General features: G+C 73.7%; 9 protein-coding genes. 4 read left to right on the plus strand and 5 right to left on the minus strand.

All coding sequences use genetic code 11. The features are described from left to right. Positions 1 to 89 precede the first annotated feature (89 nt). Positions 90 to 1,676, plus strand: coding sequence for a (2,3-dihydroxybenzoyl)adenylate synthase (locus tag ACZ3IL_RS18330; RefSeq protein ID WP_467391445.1), 1,587 nt, complete (start codon positions 90 to 92; stop codon positions 1,674 to 1,676). A gap of 143 nt (positions 1,677 to 1,819) precedes the next feature. Here ACZ3IL_RS18330 and ACZ3IL_RS18335 read toward each other — a convergent pair whose 3' ends face one another. Continuing rightward, positions 1,820 to 3,034, minus strand: a complete 1,215-nt coding sequence (locus ACZ3IL_RS18335) for a cytochrome P450 (protein ID WP_467391446.1) — start codon at positions 3,032 to 3,034, stop codon at positions 1,820 to 1,822. A gap of 266 nt (positions 3,035 to 3,300) precedes the next feature. On the opposite strand from ACZ3IL_RS18335, the gene ACZ3IL_RS18340 reads away from it, so the two are divergent. Genes ACZ3IL_RS18340 through ACZ3IL_RS18350 form a run of 3 tightly spaced genes read left to right on the plus strand, consistent with a single transcriptional unit; the run spans position 3,301 to position 6,085 of the window. Further along, entirely contained in the window at positions 3,301 to 4,065 is a 765-nt protein-coding gene (locus tag ACZ3IL_RS18340) for an SDR family NAD(P)-dependent oxidoreductase (protein ID WP_467391447.1), read from the plus strand. A gap of 38 nt (positions 4,066 to 4,103) precedes the next feature. Then, a complete protein-coding gene (locus tag ACZ3IL_RS18345) occupies positions 4,104 to 5,369 on the plus strand; it encodes a pyridoxal phosphate-dependent aminotransferase (protein ID WP_467391448.1) in 1,266 nt (421 codons plus the stop codon). Continuing rightward, positions 5,366 to 6,085, plus strand: coding sequence for a tryptophan 2,3-dioxygenase family protein (locus ACZ3IL_RS18350; RefSeq protein ID WP_467391449.1), 720 nt, complete (start codon positions 5,366 to 5,368; stop codon positions 6,083 to 6,085). Before ACZ3IL_RS18345 ends, ACZ3IL_RS18350 begins: the two co-directional genes overlap by 4 nt. 230 nt (positions 6,086 to 6,315) lie before the next feature. On the opposite strand, the gene ACZ3IL_RS18355 is transcribed toward ACZ3IL_RS18350, so the two are convergent. From ACZ3IL_RS18355 to ACZ3IL_RS18370, 4 genes are all read right to left on the minus strand, one after another. Further along, positions 6,316 to 6,876, minus strand: coding sequence for a winged helix-turn-helix domain-containing protein (locus ACZ3IL_RS18355; RefSeq protein WP_467391450.1), 561 nt, complete (start codon positions 6,874 to 6,876; stop codon positions 6,316 to 6,318). A gap of 422 nt (positions 6,877 to 7,298) precedes the next feature. Further along, the gene (locus tag ACZ3IL_RS18360) at positions 7,299 to 9,689 is read right to left on the minus strand and encodes an ATP-binding cassette domain-containing protein (RefSeq protein WP_467391451.1); all 2,391 of its coding nucleotides are present in this window, start codon (positions 9,687 to 9,689) and stop codon (positions 7,299 to 7,301) included. 151 nt (positions 9,690 to 9,840) lie between these two features. Continuing rightward, positions 9,841 to 10,056 (minus strand): MbtH family protein, encoded by a 216-nt coding sequence (locus tag ACZ3IL_RS18365; RefSeq protein WP_467391452.1) that lies wholly within the window; start codon positions 10,054 to 10,056, stop codon positions 9,841 to 9,843. 20 nt (positions 10,057 to 10,076) lie between these two features. Further along, on the minus strand, positions 10,077 to 19,484 hold the full coding sequence (locus ACZ3IL_RS18370) for an amino acid adenylation domain-containing protein (protein WP_467391453.1): 9,408 nt from the start codon (positions 19,482 to 19,484) through the stop codon (positions 10,077 to 10,079). Positions 19,485 to 19,492: the final 8 nt, after the last annotated feature.

The raw sequence follows: 19,492 nt of genomic DNA on the forward strand, positions 1-19,492 counted from the left end.
GTTCTCTCGTGCCCCCGAGGGGTCGGCCACCCTGGGCGGCGGCGCGGGAGCGCCGTGGTCCGGTCCGTCGGCTCCGTTGGAGGGAAGCGATGCTCGAAGGTTGTGTGCCCTGGCCCGAGGAACTGGCAGCGCTCTACCGCCGCGAGGGGTACTGGCGGGGGCGGCCGCTGGGCGACCTGCTGGACGAGGCGTGCGCGCGGTACGGCGGGAAGGTCGCGCTGGTGTGCGGGGAGCGGCGGATGACCTACGCCGAGCTGTCCGAGGAGTCCTCGGCGCTCGCGGGCGGTCTGCTGGACCGGGGCGTCGGGCCGCTGGACCGGGTGGTCGTCCAGCTGCCGAACGTGCCGGAGTTCGTCGTGGTCGTGTTCGCGCTGCTGCGGATCGGGGCGATCCCCGTGATGGCGCTGCCGGGGCACCGCAAGGTCGAGCTCACCCATCTGTGCGGGCACGCGGAGGCGGTCGCCCTGGTCGTCGCCGACGAGGTGCAGGGCTTCGACCACCGGGCGCTGGCGCGTGAGGTGATGGCCGGGGTGCCGTCGCTGAAGCACGTCCTGGTGGCGGGCGAGGCCGAGGAGTTCACCGCGCTGGCGGACCTGCGGGTGCCGGGGCGGGAGATGCCCGCGGTCGATCCGTCGGAGCCGGCGCTGTTCCTGCTGTCGGGCGGGACGACGGGGCTGCCGAAGCTCATCCCGCGGACGCACGACGACTACGCGTACAACATGCGGGCCACCGCCGAGGCGCTGCGCTTCGACGAGAACGGCGTGTACCTGGCGGTGAACCCGGTCGGTCACAACTCGGCGCTCGGCTGCCCCGGTGTCCTCGGCGCGCTGCTGGCCGGCGGCACCGCGGTGCTCACGTCCAGTGTCCGGCCGGCCGAGGTGTTCGCGCTGATCGAGCGGGAGGGGGTGACGCTGACGACGCTGGTGCCGCCGGTCGTACGGCTCTGGATCGACGCCGCCCGCAAGTCGGGGGCGCGCTTCCCGGACCTGCTGCTCCAGGTGGGGAGTTCGAAGTTCGACAGCGGGCGGGCCGCGGACGTCGGGCCGGTGATGGGCGCGTCGCTGTCGCAGTGGTTCGGCGTGGGCGAGGGGCTGCTCACGTACACGCGCCTGGACGACCCGGAGGAGGTCGCCGTCTCCACCGAGGGGCGGCCGCTGGCCGAGCACGACGAGGTCCTGGTCGTCGGCGCGGACGGCCGGCCGGTGCCGGACGGGGAGGAGGGCGAACTGGTGGTGCGGGGCCCGTACACGATCCGCGGCTACTACCGGGCCGAGGAGCAGAACCGGACCGCGTTCACGCCCGGCGGGCACTTCCGCACCGGGGACCTGGTGCGGCGCCGGCCGGACGGCAACATCGTGGTGGTGGGGCGGATCAAGGACATCGTGAACCGCGCCGGGGAGAAGGTGCCCGCCGAGGAGGTCGAGGAGCACCTGCTGGCCCACGCCGCGATCCGGGACGCGGCGGTGGTCGGGGTGGCCGACGAGGCGCTGGGCGAGCGGTGCGTGGCCTTCGTCGTGTTCCGCGGCGAGCCGGTGGGCTCGGCGGCGGTCAAGGCGTTCCTGCGGGGGCGGGGGCTCGCGACGTACAAGATCCCGGACCGGGTGGTGGCGGTGGAGCAGTTTCCCCGCACCCCCGTCGGCAAGGTCGACAAGGTGGCGCTGCGCGCCTCGGTGTGACGGCGGGGCGGGCCCGGTGCGCCGGGCCCGCCCCGTTCCGTGTCCCCCCGTCCCGTCCCGTTTCCCGCCTCGCCTCGTGTTCCGCCCCGCCCCGCCCTGTCCCGTCCCGTCCCGTGTCCCGTGTCCCGTTCCGGGAGGGGCGGTCAGCGGCCGGTGAAGGTGACGGGCAGGGTGCTGTGGCCGTTGAGGAAGGTCGAGTAGACGCGCTTGGGCGGGCCGGCCGTCTCGATGTCGCGGACGGTCGAGGCGAGGGCGGTGAGCAGGGCGCGGAGTTCGGCGCGGCCCAGGTGGGCGCCGAGGCAGAAGTGGGGGCCGTGGCCGAAGGACACGTGCTTGTTGGGGGTGCGGGCGGTGTCGAACCGGTCCGGCCGGTCGAACTGCCGCTCGTCGAAGTTGGCGGAGGTGTTCCACAGGCTGACGATGTCCCCGGCGCGGATCCGCCGGCCGCCGATCTCCAGGTCCGTGGTGGCGGTGCGGGCGAAGTGCATGGCGGGGGTGGCCCACCGGAGCACCTCCTCGACGGCGGTGTCGAGGGACACCTCGCCGTCGCGTACGGCCCGCCACTGGTCGGGATGGTCGGCGAACGCCTTGACGGCGCAGATCGCCGACACCCGTGAGGACTCGTCGCCGCCGAGGATCAGGCTGTAGCAGTTGAGGGCGACGTCCTCGGCGGAGAGCGGCGCGCCGTCGACGTCGGCCGTGGCGATCATGCTGACGACGTCGTCGCCGGGCTCGGCGCGGCGCCGCTCGACCAGGTCCATGAAGTACAGCAGGATCTCGTTGCGGGCCTCCAGCGCGGCGTACGGATCGGCGTCGGCCTCCTCGGAGGACAGCGCGTTCTTGTTCCAGCGCAGCAGGTCGGGCCGGTCGGCTTCGGGGATCGACAGCAGGTCGCAGATGGTGCCCATCGGGATGTGCTCGGCGACCTCGGCGGCGAAGTCGAAGGGGCCGGCACCGGTGACGTCCCGGACCAGTTCGGCGGCACGGTGCCCGACCCGCTCGACGACGGACCCGAGCACCCGCGGGGAGAACGCGCGGAGCATGACGGTGCGCAGGTCCCGGTGGCGGGGCCGGTCGGTGACCGCGAGCATCCGTCCGCCGGCGGAGTCGTCGCCCCGGAGCAGGACGTCGAGGACGGTGCCGCGGGCCGAGCTGAGCCGGGCGGCGTCGGTGTAGGCGGCGACCACGTCGGCGTACCGCGAGACCACCCAGAAGCCGGGCCGGCCCTCCCGGCCCTCGTGCCAGTGGACGGGTTCGCGGTCGCGCATGCCGGCCCAGAAGGCGAGCGGATCGTGGCGCACGAACGTCGTCGGGTCGGTGAGGTCGAAGGCGGCGGTGCCGGCCGTGGTCGGGCTCATCGGCGAAACCTTCCGTGCGGGGGCCGGGGGCGCGGCAGAGCGGTGGGCCGTGCCGGTGCCCGCATCGTCACAACAGGGCCGTCGGGCCCGGGCGCATCTGGCGCAGTTCTGTCGGAACGGGGTGCCGAAGCGGGGGACAGACGGGAGATTGGCCGGGACGGCGACGGTCCCGGCGAGGCGGAGGTCCGGCTCGCGACCGCTCGGCGCGCGGACCCGTACCGGCTCGGCCGGGTCCGTCCGAGGACGGTGCGACAGGAGGGTGCGCGGTGGCCGATCACGGAGACGGCCTGGCCGGGCGCGCGGTGATCGTCACCGGCGCCGGTACGGGCATGGGGCGCGCGGTCGCCGAGCTGCTCCTGGAGCGCGGCGCGCGGGTGGTCGCCGTGGGGCGGCGCGAGGCGGCGCTGCGCGAACTGGCCGCTGGCCCGGGCGGGGAGCGCGTCGAGGTGGTCGCCGCCGACATCACCCTGCCGGGGGCGGCCGAGGAGGTCGTCGCCGCCGCGACCGCCCGCTTCGGCACGGTCCACGGGCTGGTCAACAACGCCGGCCTGGCCCGTTTCGCACCGCTGGAGGAGGCGTCCGACGACGACTTCGAGCGGCTGCTCGCGGTGAACGTGCGCGCCCCGGCGGCGCTGATCCGCGCGGCGCTGCCGCAGCTCCGGAAGGAGCACGGCGCGGTGGTGAACGTGTCGTCCGTGGGCGGGGTCCTCGCCATGCCCGGGCGTTCCTTCTACGGCGCCGGCAAGGCCGCGCTGAACAGTCTCACCCGCTCACTGGCCCGTGAACTCGCCCCGGACGTCCGGGTCAACGCCGTCCTGCCGGGACCGGTGTCCACCCCGATGTGGGACGACATGGGTCTCGACGCCGCGGGCTCCGACGCGCTCCGGACGGGGCTGCTCGCGGCGACGCCGATGGGCCGCTTCGGCCGGCCCGGCGAGGTCGCCGGGTGGGTGTGCGGCCTGCTCGACCCGCACTTCTCCGGCTGGATCACCGGAGCCCTGATTCCCGTCGACGGCGGCCGCACCTCCTGATCCGGCAGCGCCGCCGCCACGATCGAAACGGAGTTTTGATGCCCCTGCCAAGCCCCTCCTCCCAGCTGTCCGACGGTGCCGCGATCGCGGCGACGATCCCCTCCTCCGAACTGCACCGCGTCTTCCGCGAGGCCGGCGAACGCGAGCGCGTCACCGGCCGGCCCATCACCAAACTGCACGTGGGGGAGCCGTACTTCACCCCGCCGCCGGAGGTCGCCCGGGCGCTGGCGCGGGCCGCCGAGGAGGGGCGGACCACGTACACCGACGTCGAGGGCCTGGTGGAGCTGCGCGAGCGGCTGGTGGAGAAGCTCGCGGACGAGAACGGCGTGGACACGGACGTGTCGCGGGTCTTCGTCACGCCCGGGTCCTGTCAGGGCCTGGCGGCGCTGATGCAGGCCGTGGCCGAGCCGGGCGCGGAGATCCTGCTGCCGGAGCTGCACTGGCCGATCCACCTGCAGCAGGCGCTGCTCGCCGGGCTGCGCCCGGTGTTCTACCCGCTGGGCGCCGACTACCGGCCGGACCCGGAGTCGGTGCTCGCCGCCGCGACGCCGAGGACGCGGGTGCTGCTGATCAACTCGCCGTCGAACCCGACCGGGGCGGTCCTGGACGCGGCGACGCTCTCCGCGCTCCTGGACATGGCGCGGCGGGAGGGCTGGCAGATCATCAGCGACGAGGCGTACGAGCAGTTCGTCTTCGACGGGGAGCACGTGTCGACGGCGTCGTTGGAGCGGGACGTGCCGGTCGGCGAGCGGATCGTCCACACCGTGCAGACCTTCTCCAAGAGCCTGGCGATGACCGGCTACCGGCTGGGGTACCTGGCCACCGCCGACGAGCGGACCGCGCGGGCGGTGCGGATCGTGCAGGAGGCCAACCTCATCGCGATGGCGACGCCGGTGCAGTACGCGGGCCTGGAGGCGCTGCGGCTGGGGCACGTGGTGCGGGAGAACCGGGCGATGGTGCTCGCCAACCGCGATGCCGCGCTGCCCGCCGTGCGGGACGCCGGCCTGATGCCGGAGCTGCCCGCGGGCGGCTGGTACGCGGTGCTGGACGTGGCGCCGACCGGGCTGTCCGCGGAGGAGTTCTCCAGCCGTCTGCTGGAGACGCGGAACGTGGCGGTGGTGCCGGGCGGCGGCTTCGCGCTGATGCCCCGGCTGGACGCCAAGGGGCGGGTGCTGTCGGCCGAACCGGCGCCGTGGTCGCGCCATCTGATCCGGATCGCCATGTGCGGGGAGCTGGAGACGCTGCGGCACGGGGTGCGCGAACTGCTCGACTTCGCCCGCGGCTGCGGCGGGGCCGGCCGATGACGGCCCTCACCTACGCGGACTATCTGAACGTCGACGTCCTGCTGGGCCTCCAGGAGACCCGTACGCCGGACTCCGCGAGCCGGTCCGTGATCCAGGCGGAGCACTTCTTCATCGTCACCCACCAGGCGTGCGAGCTGTGGCTGAAGCAGGTCACGATCGACCTGGACGCGGCCGCGGAGGCGATGGTGCCGCCGTACGGTCCGGAGGACGACGAACTGGCGCTGGAGTTCCTCGACCGCACGGTCGAGCTGCTGCGGGTGCTGCACGGCCAGGTGATGGCGCTGGAGAAGCTGCCGCTGCGCCACTTCGCCGAGTTCCGTCCGTACCTCGACGGGGCGAGCGGCGCGCAGTCGGCCCAGTTCCGGCTGCTGGCACGGCTGCTGGGCGGGGACCGGCAACAGGGCCGGCTGTACGAGGCGTTCGAGCAGCTGGCGGCGCACCGGGACATCACCGTCGCCGAGGTGTGCGCACAGGGGCCGGGCGCGGGCGTGCTCAACCGGATCGCGGACAGCCTGCTGGACGTGGCCAACGGCTACTGGCGGTGGAAGATGACGCATCTGGCGCTGGTGTCGAAGATGGTGGGCAACCGCGGCGGCACCGGGGGAAGTTCGGGCGTCGATTACCTGGCCCGGCGGGTGACCATGCCCTTCCCCGAGCTGCGGAGGCTGCGGGCGCAGGTCCACGAGAAGCTGCTGTCCGACGGCGCCGACGGCTGAGGCGGGGTTCCGCCGCCACCAGGGCCTGTCGGTTCCGTTCGGCCGGACAGGCCCTGGTTCTCGTCGTGCGCGGGGGGCTCCGCCGCGTGCGGGGGAGGGGGCGCGACGGGCGCGCGCCGGGAGGGGGGCCCCGGGCGGGGAAGGGGAACCGCGGGGCCCCGGCGGGGGAGGGAGCCGTGCGGGCCCCGGGCGGGGGAGCCGCAGGGGCCCCGGGCGGGGAGCCGCGGCGGTCAGATACCGCCGGCGTTGCCCACCGGGACGGCCTCGGCCGCGGTCGCGTTCTCCAGCATGTAGCCCCTTCCCCAGACGGTCCGGATGGACAGGTCGATCGGGAGGAGCCGGCGCCGCAGCCGCATGATGTGCAGGTCGAGCGAGTTCCGGTTCAGCGTGGGTGTCCGCATGGCGAGGCACTCCACGAACTCGGCGCGGTAGACGACTTCGCCGAAGCGGTCGATGAGCAGCCGCATCAGCTCGGTCTGCGTGGTGGAGATGGTGATCGAGCTGGGGCCGTAGCTCAGGGTTCCCGTCGAGTCGATCGTGGGGACCCGGCAGCTGTCGAAACGACTCTGCAGTGCTTTGACCCGGGCTTCCAGGTCGTCCCTGGACACCGGGGGCCGTATCCAGTCCTCGACCGGATCGTTGCTGACCGGGGGCTGCGCGCCCGCCTCGACGACGAGCAGGCGCGGCACCCCCTCTTTCCGGTAGCGGGTCCGCAGATCCGCCTGTGCAGGCCATCGAACGAAGACGACGTCGGAGTTCCGAACGCCCACGAGCACATCCTCCCTGGACATCCCACGAAAGCTGGCAGCCCCGTCGCACGGACGCGGTGCGGTGCCTTTCACGACATCAAGAGCGCGTGGTTCCTGGCGGTTCCCTGTGCGGTTATGCGGCCATCGCACCCCGCAGGGTCCGGCCGGGACTGTCACCCGGGTCCGGGGGATCGTCGTGGTACGGGGAGGGGGAGGGGCGGTTCGTACGACATCGGCGCGATGCCGGCTTCTCGCTCACGCGCGCGGTGGCGCCACAGATCACGTCCATCACTTCCCCGTGAAATCAGTCTCCGTTGACTCGGCCCCATCCTTGGCCGGAATGTGTCGGTCCGGCCAACAAGTGAAAGAACCTAGCCAGAAGAAGATTGATGATGGCCGAAAGAGGACGCTTGGCCGGTTGGGCCCCCCGGCCGGCCCCGCGCGGGGCGGGGCCGGCCGGCGCGTCAGGCGCCGACGTACGCGGCGAGGTGCTCGCCCGTGAGGGTCGAGCGGGCGGCGACGAGCTCGGCGGGGGTGCCCTCGAAGACGACCCGGCCGCCGTCACGGCCCGCCCCGGGGCCGAGGTCGATGATCCAGTCGGCGTGGGCCATGACCGCCTGGTGGTGCTCGACGACGATCACCGACCGGCCCGAGTCGACCAGCCGGTCGAGCATGCCGAGCAGCCGCCGCACATCGGCCAGGTGGAGACCGGTGGTCGGCTCGTCGAGCACGTAGATGCCCCCCTTCTCCGCCATGTGCGTGGCCAGCTTCAGCCGCTGCCGCTCGCCGCCGGAGAGGGTGGGCAGCGGCTGGCCCAGCGCGACGTAGCCGAGCCCGACGTCGGCGAGCCGGCCGAGGACGGCGACGGCGGCGGGGACGCGGGCCGCGCCGGACGCGAAGAACTCCAGCGCCTCGGTGACCGGCATGGCGAGCACCTCGGCGATGTTCCGTCCGGCCAGCTCGTACTCCAGCACCGAGGCCTGGAACCGCTTGCCCTCGCAGACCTCGCAGGTGGTCGCCACGCCCGCCATGATCGCCAGGTCGGTGTAGATCACGCCCGCGCCGTTGCAGGCGGGGCAGGCGCCCTCGGAGTTGGCGCTGAACAGCGCGGGCTTGACGCCGTTGGCCTTGGCGAAGGCCTTGCGGATCGGGTCGAGCAGGCCCGTGTAGGTGGCGGGATTGCTCCGCCGCGACCCCTTGATCGGCCCCTGGTCGACGGAGACGACCCCGTCGCGGCCGGCGACCGACCCCTCGATCAGCGAACTCTTGCCCGAACCGGCCACCCCGGTCACGACCGTGAGCACCCCGAGCGGCACGTCGACGTCCACGTCCCGCAGGTTGTGCTTCCCGGCCCCCCGCACCGGCAGCGAGCCCGTGGGGGTGCGCACCGAGGTCTTGAGCGAGGCGCGGTCGTCGAGGTGGCGTCCCGTGACGGTGCCGGAGGCCCGCAGGCCCTCGACGGCGCCCTCGAAGCAGACGGTGCCGCCCTCGGTGCCGGCACCCGGGCCGAGGTCCACGACGTGGTCGGCGATCGCGATGACCTCCGGCTTGTGCTCCACGACGAGGACCGTGTTGCCCTTGTCCCGCAGCCGCAGCAGCAGGCCGTTCATCCGCTGGACGTCGTGCGGGTGCAGGCCGACCGTCGGCTCGTCGAAGACGTAGGTGACGTCGGTGAGCGGCGAGCCCAGGTGACGGATCATCTTGACGCGCTGCGCCTCGCCGCCCGAGAGCGTGCCGGAGGCGCGGTCCAGCGAGAGGTAGCCGAGCCCGATGTCCACGAAGGAGTCGAGGGTGTGCCGGAGCGAGGCGAGCAGCGGGGCGACGCCCGGCTCGTCGAGGCCGCGGACCCACTCGGCGAGGTCGCTGATCTGCATGCGGGAGGCGTCGGCGATGCCGACGCCGCCGATCCGGGAGGCCCGGGCCCTCTCGTTGAGCCGCGTGCCGTCGCAGTCGGGGCAGTCCATGAAGGCGACCGCGCGCTCCACGAAGGCGCGCACGTGCGGCTGGAGCGCGTCGACGTCCTTGGCGAGGAGGGACTTGCGCACCCGGTCGACGAGGCCCTCGTAGGTGGTGTTGAGGCCGTTGATCTTCAGCCGGGTCGGGGGGTGGTGGAGGAAGGCCTCGCGCTCCTCCTCCGTGTACTCGGCGATCGGCTTGCCGGGGTCGACGAGGCCGGACTCGGCGTAGACCCGCCAGTTCCAGCCGCCGACGTGGTAGCCGGGAACGGTGAGGGCACCGTCGTCGAGGGACTTGGCGGCGTCGAAGAGCTGGTCGAGGGCGACGTCGGTGACCGAGCCGATGCCCTCGCAGCGCGGGCACATGCCGCCGGCGACGTCGAAGGTGCGCTGCTCCTCGACCTTGCGGCCGCCCTGGTCGATGGTGACGGCGGTGGCGCCGGTCATCGAGGGGATGTTGAAGGAGTACGCGCGGGGAGAGCCGAGCCGGGGCTCGCCGAGCCGGCTGAAGAGGATGCGGAGCATCGCGTTGGCGTCGGTGACGGTGCCGACGGTGGAGCGCGGGTTGCCGCCGATGCGTTCCTGGCCGACGACGATCGCCGTGGTGAGGCCTTCGAGGACGTCGACGTCGGGGCGCCCGAGAGTGGGCATGAAGCCCTGGACGAACGTGCTGTAGGTCTCGTTGATCAGCCGCTGCGACTCGGCGGCGATCGTGTCGAAGACGAGGGAGCTCTTCCCGGAGCCGGACACGCCGGTGAACACGGTGAGCTGGCGCTTGGGGATGCGTACGTCGACGTCGGCGAGGTTGTTCTCCCGTGCCCCGTGCACCCGGATGAAGTCGAGGGGGCGCTCGGCGGGCGGGGACTCCTCGGGCCCGTGTCCGGTGGTCGCGCTGGTCATGCCGTCTCCAGAGGTGTGCGAAGGTGCCCGCACGGTGTGTCCGCGCGTGGGTGGGGGACTTCGGGACGGTTCCGCGGGACGGCGGGCGCCGAAGTCCCGCCTGTCCGGGTCCGCGGGCGGAGGCGTCCGCCCGCGGACCCGGACCAGCGGCTCAGACGGCCGGCGTCGCCTCGCGCAGGCTGCGGGGACGGATGTCGGGCCAGTTCTCCTCGACGTAGGCGATGCTCTCGTCCCGCCCCGCCGGGCCGAAGACGACCCGCCAGCCGGCGGGCACGTCGGCGAAGGTGGGCCACAGCGAGTGCTGGTCCTCGTCGTTGACGACCACGTGGAACTCGCCGTTCTCGTCGTCGAACGGGTTGACGCTCATGTCTGACTCCTTCGGTTCCTTCAGCGGGCGGACTTGATGATCTCGTTGACGATGCGGCTGATCTCCGCCGCGTTCTGGGGCCACATCATCTCGTTGTGGGCGCAGTCGATGTCGAAGCGCCGGACGGTTCCGTCGGTGAACTCCCGCCACATGACGTCGAGTTCCACCTCCAGTTCGCGCCGTTCACGGGTTCCCTGGTCGATCAGGGCGCTGAAGAAGACCAGGTCCCCGCGGAAGACCGGCGAGGTGAACCGGCTCATCAGCTCCGTGTGCTCGATGAAGAGGGTGGTGGACGTCCCGACCAGCGACTCGAACTCGTCCATGCCGGCCAGGTGCCCCATGTAGTGGGCGAGGTAGCGGCGCACCATCTTCGCGTCCGGGGTGCGGAAGTCGGCGAAGTAGGTGGACGGGCCCGAGTCGAGCACCCCCAGGAAGTCCACCTCGCGCCCCCGGCGCTGGAGTTCGGCGGCCACGGCCTGGGCGAGCGGCCCGCCGAGGGACCAGCCGAGGACGTTGAAGGGCCCCTCGGGCTGGACGCGCACCATCTGGTCGGCCCAGTCGTCCACCATGGCGCGGACCGAGATCGCGCGGGGCTCCCCGGCGAAACCGCGGGCCTGGAGGCCGTAGATCGGCCGTCCGGGGTCCAGGTGCTGGGCGAAGCCGAGGTAGGCCCAGGAGAGTCCGCCGCCCGGCGGCACCCACCACAGCGGGGCCTTGTCGCCCCCGGTGCGGATCGGGAGCACCACCGAGAACGGGTCGTCGAACTCGACGTCCTCCTGCCCGGCCGCCAGGTGCTCGGCGACGCCGGCCACGGTCGGGTTCTGGAACACGGTCCTGATGGCGACCTCGAAGCCCAGCTCGGCGCGGATCCGCCAGATGAGCCGGATGACCTGGAGGGAGCTGCCGCCGCAGTCGAAGAAGTCGTCCTCGACCCCGATCCGGTCCACGTCCAGGACCTCGGCGAACAGGGCGGCGAGTTCGGCCTCCAGGGGCGTGCGCGGCGCGTCGTGGTCGTCCCCGGACCGCTCGGGCACGGGCAGGGCGGCGCGGTCCAGCTTGCCGCGGGCGGTCAGCGGCAGGTGGGCGACGACCATGACGTCGGCCGGCACCAGGTGCTCGGGGAGTTCGGCGGCGAGCTCCTGCCGGAGCACGGCCGGCAGCTTCGACACCCGGCGGGAGACGGCGGGCGCGTTGGCGAGCTGCCGGGCCCGGGTGTCGAGGGGCCGGTAGACGCCGTCGTAGCAGTGCGTGGCGCCGGCGGGCACGACGACCGCCTCGAACCAGCCGGGCGCCTCGGCCGACCAGGTGCACAGGACGGCGTGGCCGTGCTCCGCGCCCCAGGTCTCCAGCGCGTGCGGGTCGAGCGCGGTGCCGTCCGCGGTGCCGGGCACCCCGCACTCGGCGGCCTCGGCCACCAGCCGGGCGTTCGGGATCCGGGTCAGCCGCAGGCGGCCGCCGTGCCGCTCCAGCTCGGCCTCCAGGTCGGAGAGCTGCCGCACGTCCGCGCCCCAGACGGCGGTGTGGACGTCCGCGAGGTGGGTGGGCCGGCTGGACTCCTTGTGGAGGACGACCTCGTAGCGGTGGCGGGTGAGTTCGTTCCCGTACGCGCCGGGCTTGAGGCGGATGTCGACGGCCACGACCTCGCGGCGGGCGGCGGCCCACTCGGTGAAGAAGCCGGGGTCGAGGACGAGTTCCGTCTCGCTCAGCAGGGCGCGTTCGACGGCGGCGCGCACGGCGGCGGGACCGCTGTCGGGGTGCTGGGCGTGGTGGACGGCGGTCAGGAACTCCCGCAGGGTGCCGAGGTTCCGGACGTCGCCGACGACGATCCGGCCGCCCGGGGCGAGCCGGTCGAGGGCGACGTCCAGGACCCGGGCGAGATAGCCGGAGTCCGGGAAGTACTGCACGACCGAGTTGAGCAGGACGGTGTCGAACCACGCCTCCGGCAGCCCCTCGGCGGCGTCGGCGGGCGCGCAGCGCAGCGTCACCCGTTCCTTCAGCACCGGGTCCGCGGCGACCTGGGCGCCGAGGCGCTCGATCACCGGCTCGGAGAAGTCGGTGCCCCAGTAGGCCTCGGTCTCCGGGGCGAGCGGCCCGAGCTGGAGGCCGGAACCGGCCCCGATCTCCAGCACCCGGCGGGCGCCCAGCCCGCGCACCCGCTCCACCGTGGCCTCGCGCCACCGGTGCATCTCGGGCAGCGGGATGGGCTCGCGGGTGTAGGAGCTGTTCCAGCCGGTGAAGTCGGAGCCGAGCCGGGGGTCGGGGACGGTGTCGCAGTACATCGAGTCGTAGATGGCGCGCCACTTCTCGACGTGCGCGTCGACGTCCGCGTCCGGCACCTCGGGGACCACGTACGCGGTGAGGCGGCGCTCGCCGAACCGGTCCTCGCGGGCGACGACGGCCGCCTGCGCCACGCCGTCACGGCGCAGCAGCGCGGCCTCGACCTCGCCGGGCTCGACGCGCAGGCCGCGGAGCTTCACCTGGTCGTCGGCGCGGCCCAGGAACTCCAGCTGCCCGTCGTGGTTCCAGCGGACGAGGTCGCCGGTGCGGTACATCCGGTCCCCGGGGCGGCCGTGCGGGTCGGGGACGAACCGCGCGGCGGTCGCGCCGGGCCGGTTCGCGTAACCGCGGGCGACGCCGTCGCCGCCGACGTACAGCTCCCCCACCACGCCCTGCGGCACCTGCCGGAGCCGGCCGTCGAGGACGGCGAGGCGGGAGGACGCGAGGGGGCCGCCGATCGGCAGCGGGTCCTTGCAGCGGTCCGGTGTGCCGATCGGGTAGCGGGTGGCGAAGACGGTGGTCTCGGTGGGGCCGTAGGCGTTCACCACGGTGGGGGTGACGCCGGCCGGGAGGCGGCGCACGGCCTCCGGCGACAGGACGTCGCCGCCGGCCCACACCGCGCGCACCCCGGCGAGGCTGCGCGGGTGGTGCCGGGTGAGGAGGTCGAACTGGGCGGAGCCGAGCCAGAGCGCGGTCACCTCCCGTTCGGTGACGAGCGCCGCGATCCGGGCCGCGTCGAGCTTCCCGGGCGGCGCGACGACGGCCGTGCCGCCGTGCAGCAGCGGCACCCACAGTTCGTACACGGTCGCGTCGAAGTCCTGCGGGGAGTGGACGAGGACCCGCTCGTGCGAGCCGTCGGACCAGCAGGGGTCGTCGAGGAGGGCGAGGACGTTGCGGTGGCTGATCTCCACGGCGTTCGGGGTGCCGGTGGAGCCGGACGTGTGCATGACGTGGGCGAGGTGGTCGGCGCCGGGGCCGGCGGGGTCCGGGGCGGTCCCGGGCGGGTCCTCCAGGTCCTCCTCGGCGAACCGCTCGTCGAGGACGACGACCGGGTCGAGACCGGCGAGGAGGGCCTCGGTGCGGGCCCTCGGGACGGTGGGGTCGAGCGGTACGTGGCCGGCGCCGGCCTTCAGCGTGCCGAGGACCGCCGCGACCATCAGCGGGGAGCGCTCCATGAGCAGGGCGACCCGGCGGTCGGGGCCGGCGCCCCGGGCGCGGAGGTGATGGGCGATCCGGTCCGACCAGCGGTCGAGTTCGGCGTACGTCCAGCTCTCCTCGCCGTCGCCCGCGACGAGCGCGACGGCGTCCGGGCGGGCGGCGGCGACGGCGGCGAACCGCCCGGGGATCGTGTCGGCGGTGCGGCCGGCCGCGCGGTCCCGGCCCGACCAGCGGTGCAGGGCGGTCAGGTCGTCGCGGGTGAGGATGTCCACCTCGCCGAGCGGGGTGTCCGGGGCGGCGACCCACTGGCGGAGCAGGTGCCGCCAGCGGTCGACGAGCCCGGCGACGGTGGCGCGGTCGAAGAGGTCGGTGGCGTACTCGGCGAGGCCGTCGATCCGGTGGGTGCCGTCGGCGCCGGTCCGCTCGGTGAGGTTCAGGAAGAGGTCGAAGCGGGAGACGCCCATGTCGACCGGCTCGTGGGTGACCGTGAGGCCCGGGAGGTCGAACTGCGGCTGGACGTTGTTCTGGAGGGCCAGACAGACCTGGAAGAGCGGGTGGTGCGCGGTCGAGCGGACCGGGTTCAGCGCCTCGACCAGGTGCTCGAAGGGGATGTCCTGGTTGTCGTAGGCGGCGAGGCCGATGTCCCGGACCCGGCCGGCCAGTTCGGTGAGGCCGGGGTTCCCGCCGGTGTCGACGCGGGCCACCCAGGTGTTGACGAAGAAGCCGACCAGCCGGTTCAGCGCCTCGTCGGTCCGGCCGGCGATCGGCGAGCCGATCGGGATGTCGTCGCCGGCGCCGAGCCGGCTGAGCAGCCCGGCGAGCCCGGCCTGGAGGATCATCGAGACGGTGGTGCCGGTGCGCAGGGCCAGCCGGCGGACGGCCTCGGTCAGTTCCTCGTCGAGCTCGACGGGCAGGACGTCGCCGGCGAAGGAGGCGACGGCCGGCCGGGTCCGGTCGGCGGGCAGGTCCAGCGACTCCGGCAGGCCGGCGAGCCGCTCCGTCCAGTGGTCGAGCTGGCGACGGTAGAGGCTGTCGGGCTCGTCGCCGCCGAGGAGTTCGCGCTGCCACAGGGTGTAGTCGGCGTACTGCACGGGGAGCGGCGCCCACTGCGGGGGCCGTCCTTCGCAGCGGGCGGTGTAGGCGGTGGTGAGGTCCTCGGCGAGCGGGCCGAGCGACCAGCCGTCGGCCACGATGTGGTGCAGCGGGAGGAGCAGCACCGCGTCCTGCTCGCTCAGGCGGAACAGCGCGGCGCGCACCGGTATCTCGTGGGCCAGGTCGAAGGGGCGGCGGGCCTCGGCGCGCAGGGCGCCGGCCAGTTCGGCCTCGGTGACCTCCTGTTCCTGCCAGGGGACGGTCACCCGCTCGGGGTCGAGGATCCGCTGGTGGGGCACGCCGTCGGTCTCGTCGAAGACGGTGCGCAGCGACTCGTGGCGCACGACGACGTCGTGGACGGCCCGGCGCAGCGCCCGCGGGTCGAGGGTGCCGCGCAGCCGCATGGAGAGCGGGATGATGTAGGTCGCCGAGGGGCCCTCGAAGCGGTGGATGAACCAGAGCCGCTGCTGGGCGAAGGAGACGGGCAGCCGGTCGGGGCGCGGCCGGGGCCGCAGCGGCGGGCGGGCGGTGCCCCGGTCCGTGAGGTGGACGGCCAGTTCGGCGGCGGTCGGGGCCTCGAAGACGGTCCGGATGGGGATCTCGACGCCGTGGGCGGCGCGGATGCGGCTGACGACGCGGGTGGCGAGGAGGGAGTGGCCGCCGATGGTGAAGAAGTTGTCGTCGACGCCGACGCGGTCGAGCCCGAGGACGGCCGCGAAGATCTCGCAGAGCGACTCCTCCTCCGGGGTGGCGGGGAGCCGGCCGCGGCGGGCGGCGGCGTAGTCGGGCACGGGCAGCGCGGCCCGGTCGAGCTTGCCGTTCGCGGTGAGCGGCACGCTGCCGATCGGCACGATCGCCGACGGGACCATGTACTCGGCGAGGGTCCGGGACAGGTGTTCGCGCAGGACGGCGGGGAGCGCGGTGATGCCCGCGGCGGCGGCCGGGTCGTTGATCCAGGTGCCGGTGACGGCGGTCGGGACGTAGGTGCCGGCGAGGGCGAGGGGCCCGGGGCCGGCGTCGGTGAGCAGGACGGCCTCGTACTGGTCGACGGCGGTGCCCGACCAGGTCGCGACGGCCCGCCAGCCCCGGCGGGCGGCCCAGGCGGTCAGCTCGTGGGGGTCGAGCGGTGCCGTCGCCGGCGGCTCGGACTCCTCCAGGCCGAGGGCGCGGGCGGCCGCCGTCTCCTGGACGACGCGGGCGTTGGGGATGCCGGTGATCCGGACGGCGGGCCCGCCGAGGTCGCGGACGCGGTCCGCGAGGGCGTCGAGGTCGCCGGTCCACTCCAGGCGCGGGACGGCGTCCACGGCGCGGGGGCGGCCGGCGGGGTCGCCGCCGGGCTTGTGCACGACGACCTCGTACCGGTGGCGGGTCAGCTCGTTCTCGTACGCGCCCTCCTTGAGCCGGACGTCGACGCCGGCGGCTCCGGCGCGTTCGGCCCAGTGGTGGAACCAGTCGGGGTCGACGACGAGTTCCTTCTCCAGGAGCAGGGCCTGGTCGACGGCGCCGCGCACCTGGGCGTCGGCCACGTCGCCGTGCTTGGCCCGCTGGACGGCGGCCTGGAAGGCGCGCAGGGAGCGGGCGCGGCGGATGTCGCCGAGGACGAGCCGGCCGCCGGGTTCGAGGAGGTCCCAGGCACCGTCGAGGACCCGCTCCAGGTAACGCTCGTCGGGGAAGTACTGGACGACGGAGTTGAGGACGACGGTGTCGAAGATCCGCGGGATGCCGTCGAGGTCGTCGGCCCGGCGGCACAGCAGCCGGACCCGCTCGGTCCAGCCCGCGTCGGCGACCTGCCGGCCGAGCCGTTCGACGACGGTCTCGGAGAAGTCGGTCGCCCAGTACGTCTCCACTCCGCCGGCGATCCGGGCGAGCAGCAGGCCGGTGCCGGCGCCGATCTCGAGGACGCGGCGGGGCGCGTGCGCGAGGACGCGGTCGACGGCCGCGTCCTGCCAGGCGCGCATCTGGCCGGTGGGGATGGGCTCGCCGGTGTAGCTGGACACCCAGAGGTTGAAGTCCTCGCCCAGGTCCTCGTCGGTGACCTCCTGGTAGCCCTGGTCGTAGATCTCCTGCCATTCGCGGACCTGCTCGTCGGCGGCGACGGCGCTCTCCACGGCGTCCGTGTCGGGCAGGACGTAGGAGACGATCCGCAGGTCGCCGGCGGAGTCCCGGCGGGTGAGGGCGATGGCCTGGCGGACGGCGGGGTGGCGGGTGAGGGCGTGCTCGATCTCGCCGAGCTCGATGCGGAAGCCGCGGACCTTCACCTGCCCGTCGGCGCGGCCGAGGAAGCAGATGTTGCCGTCGGGGAAGAAGCAGGCGCGGTCGCCGGTGCGGTAGATCCGCCGGCCGGGTTCGGCGCCGAAGGGGTCGGCGACGAAGCGTTCGGCGGTGAGGTCGGGGCGGTTGACGTAGCCGAGGGCGGTGACGGGGCCGCCGATGTAGAGGTCGCCCTCGACGCCGACGGGGCAGGGCTCCAGCCTCTCGTCGAGCACGTAGTAGCGGGCGTTGTCGATGGGCCGCCCGTAGGGGATGCTGCGCCACTCGGGGTCGATGGCGCCGACGCGGAACGAGTTCGACCAGACGGTGGCCTCGGTCGCGCCGCCCAGGCTGACGATCTCGGCGCGCGGGAAGGCGGCGCGGACCTGGTCGGGCAGGGCGAGCGGGGTGAAGTCGCCGGAGAAGAAGACGAGCCGCAGGTTCTGGGCGCCGGGGTGGCCGGCGGTCTGCGGGAACAGCGGGACGAGCTGGTTGAGGGTGCCGGGCACCGAGTCCCAGAAGGTGATGGGCTCCGTCAGCAGGATGTCGAGGAGCAGCTCGGGATCGCGCTGCTGGGTGGAGTCGGCGACGTAGACGCCGCCGCCGGCGGAGAGCAGCCCGAAGATGTCGAAGACGGACAGGTCGAAGTCGAGCGCGGTGACGCACAGGCTGACGTCGTCGGGGCCGAAGGCGAAGGTCCGCCCGCACCAGTGGATCAGGTTGTGGACCGGCCGGTGGGAGACGGTGACGCCCTTGGGCTTTCCGGTGCTGCCGGAGGTGAAGATGACGTAGGCCGTGTTGTCGGCGTGGGCGACGGGCTCGGGGTCGATCTCCCCGTCCAGGGAGAAGGCCATGCCGGCGCTGCCGACGTCGAGGAGTTCCACGCCGGCCGGCGGCGTCCACTTGTTGGTGTCCTCGGTGGTCAGCACGAGCGTCGCCCCGGTGTCGGCGAGCATCCCGGCGACCCGTTCGGAGGGCAGCGCGGCGCCGACCGGCAGGTACGCCCCGCCGGCCTTGAGCACGCCGAGGACGGCCGCGATCATGAGCGGGCCGCGCCGGACGGCGACGCCGACGACGGTCTCGGCGCCGACTCCGCGCCGCTTGAGGGTCCAGGCGATGCGGTTGGCCTGCCGGTTGAGCTCGCGGTAGGTCATGGTGCCGCCGGCCCAGCGGACGGCGACGGCGTCGGGCCGCTCGGCGGCCTGCCGCTCGAACGGCAGGTGGAGGGGGCCCGGACAGGGGAAGTCGCGGGTGGTGTCGTTCCACCCGTACAACAGCTTCTCGCGCTCGGCGGGATCGGTGCCCGGCTCGTCCGCGGCGGCCGGCAGGGGCGGCACGTCGAGGGCGGCGACGAGGACGGCGGGGTCCTCGGTCACCTGCTCCAGGACGCCGCGGTACCGCTCGGCGATCGCGGCCGCGGAGTCGGGGCCGAACAGACCGGTGGCGTACTCCAGGTCGACGGTCACGGTGCCGTCGGTGGGGTGCGGCATCAGGTTGAAGAACAGGTCGAACTTGGCGGTGCCGGTGGGGACCGGCTCCATGGTGGCCGTGACGCCGGGCAGGTCGAGCTCCTGGCGGACGCTGTTCTGCCAGGCGAGGGTGACCTGGAAGAGCGGGTGGTGCGCGGTCGACCGTTCGGGCCGCAGCAGCTCCACCAGCCGCTCGAACGGCAGGTCCTGGTGGTCGTAGGCGGCGAGGGCCTTGCCGCGGACCTGCTCCAGGACGCGGGTGAAGGAGTCGCCGGCGGTCAGGCCGACGCGGAGCACCCAGGTGTTGGCGAAGAAGCCCACGAGGTCGTGGAGGGCCTCGTCGGTGCGGCCGGCGATCGGGGAGCCGAGCGTGATGTCGTCGTCGCCGCCCAGCCGGTGGAGCAGGACGGCGAGCGCGGCCTGGAAGACCATCGGCACGGTCACGTCGTGCGTGCGGGCGAGCCGCTCCGCCTTCTCCAGGAGGCCCGCGGGGATCGTGAAGGCGTGGTTGGCGCCCTGGTAGTCGGCGCGGGCCGGCAGGGGCCGGTCGAAGGGCAGGGTGATCCGCCGGGCGACCCCGTCCAGCTCCTGGCGCCAGTGGCGCAGCTGGGTGGAGAAGACGCTGTCCGGGTCGGTCTCGTCGCCGAGGAGTTCGCGCTGCCAGAGCGCGTAGTCCGCGTACTGGACGGGCAGTTCGTCCCAGTCCGGCGCGGTGCCGGCGACCCGGGCGCGGTAGGCGGCGGACAGGTCGCGGGTGAAGGGGCCGAGGGAGCCGCCGTCGCCCGCGATGTGGTGGATGACCACGGCGAGCAGGGCGGTGTCCTGGTCGGGGCTGAGCAGGTAGGCCCGGACGGGCAGGTCGGTGGCGAGGTCGAAGCCCTCGCGGACGGAGGCGGCGACGATGGAGTCGGCCTGGTCGGGGTCGACCCAGCCCCAGTCGGTCCAGGGCAGGTCGAGCGCGGCCGGTTCGAGGGTGCGGGGCAGCGGCCGGCCGTCCAGCTCGTCGTAGACGGTGCGGAGGATCTCGTGGCGGGTGACGACGTCGAGGAACGCGGCCCGCAGGGCGGCCCGGTCGATCTGTCCGCGCATCCGGATGAGGACGGGGATGTTGTACGTCGCTGTCCGGCCCTCGAACCGGTTGATGAACCACATGCGCTGTTGTGCGTACGAGAGGGACGCCATGCTGCTGT

This window comes from Streptomyces sp. NPDC014907, assembly GCF_055562975.1.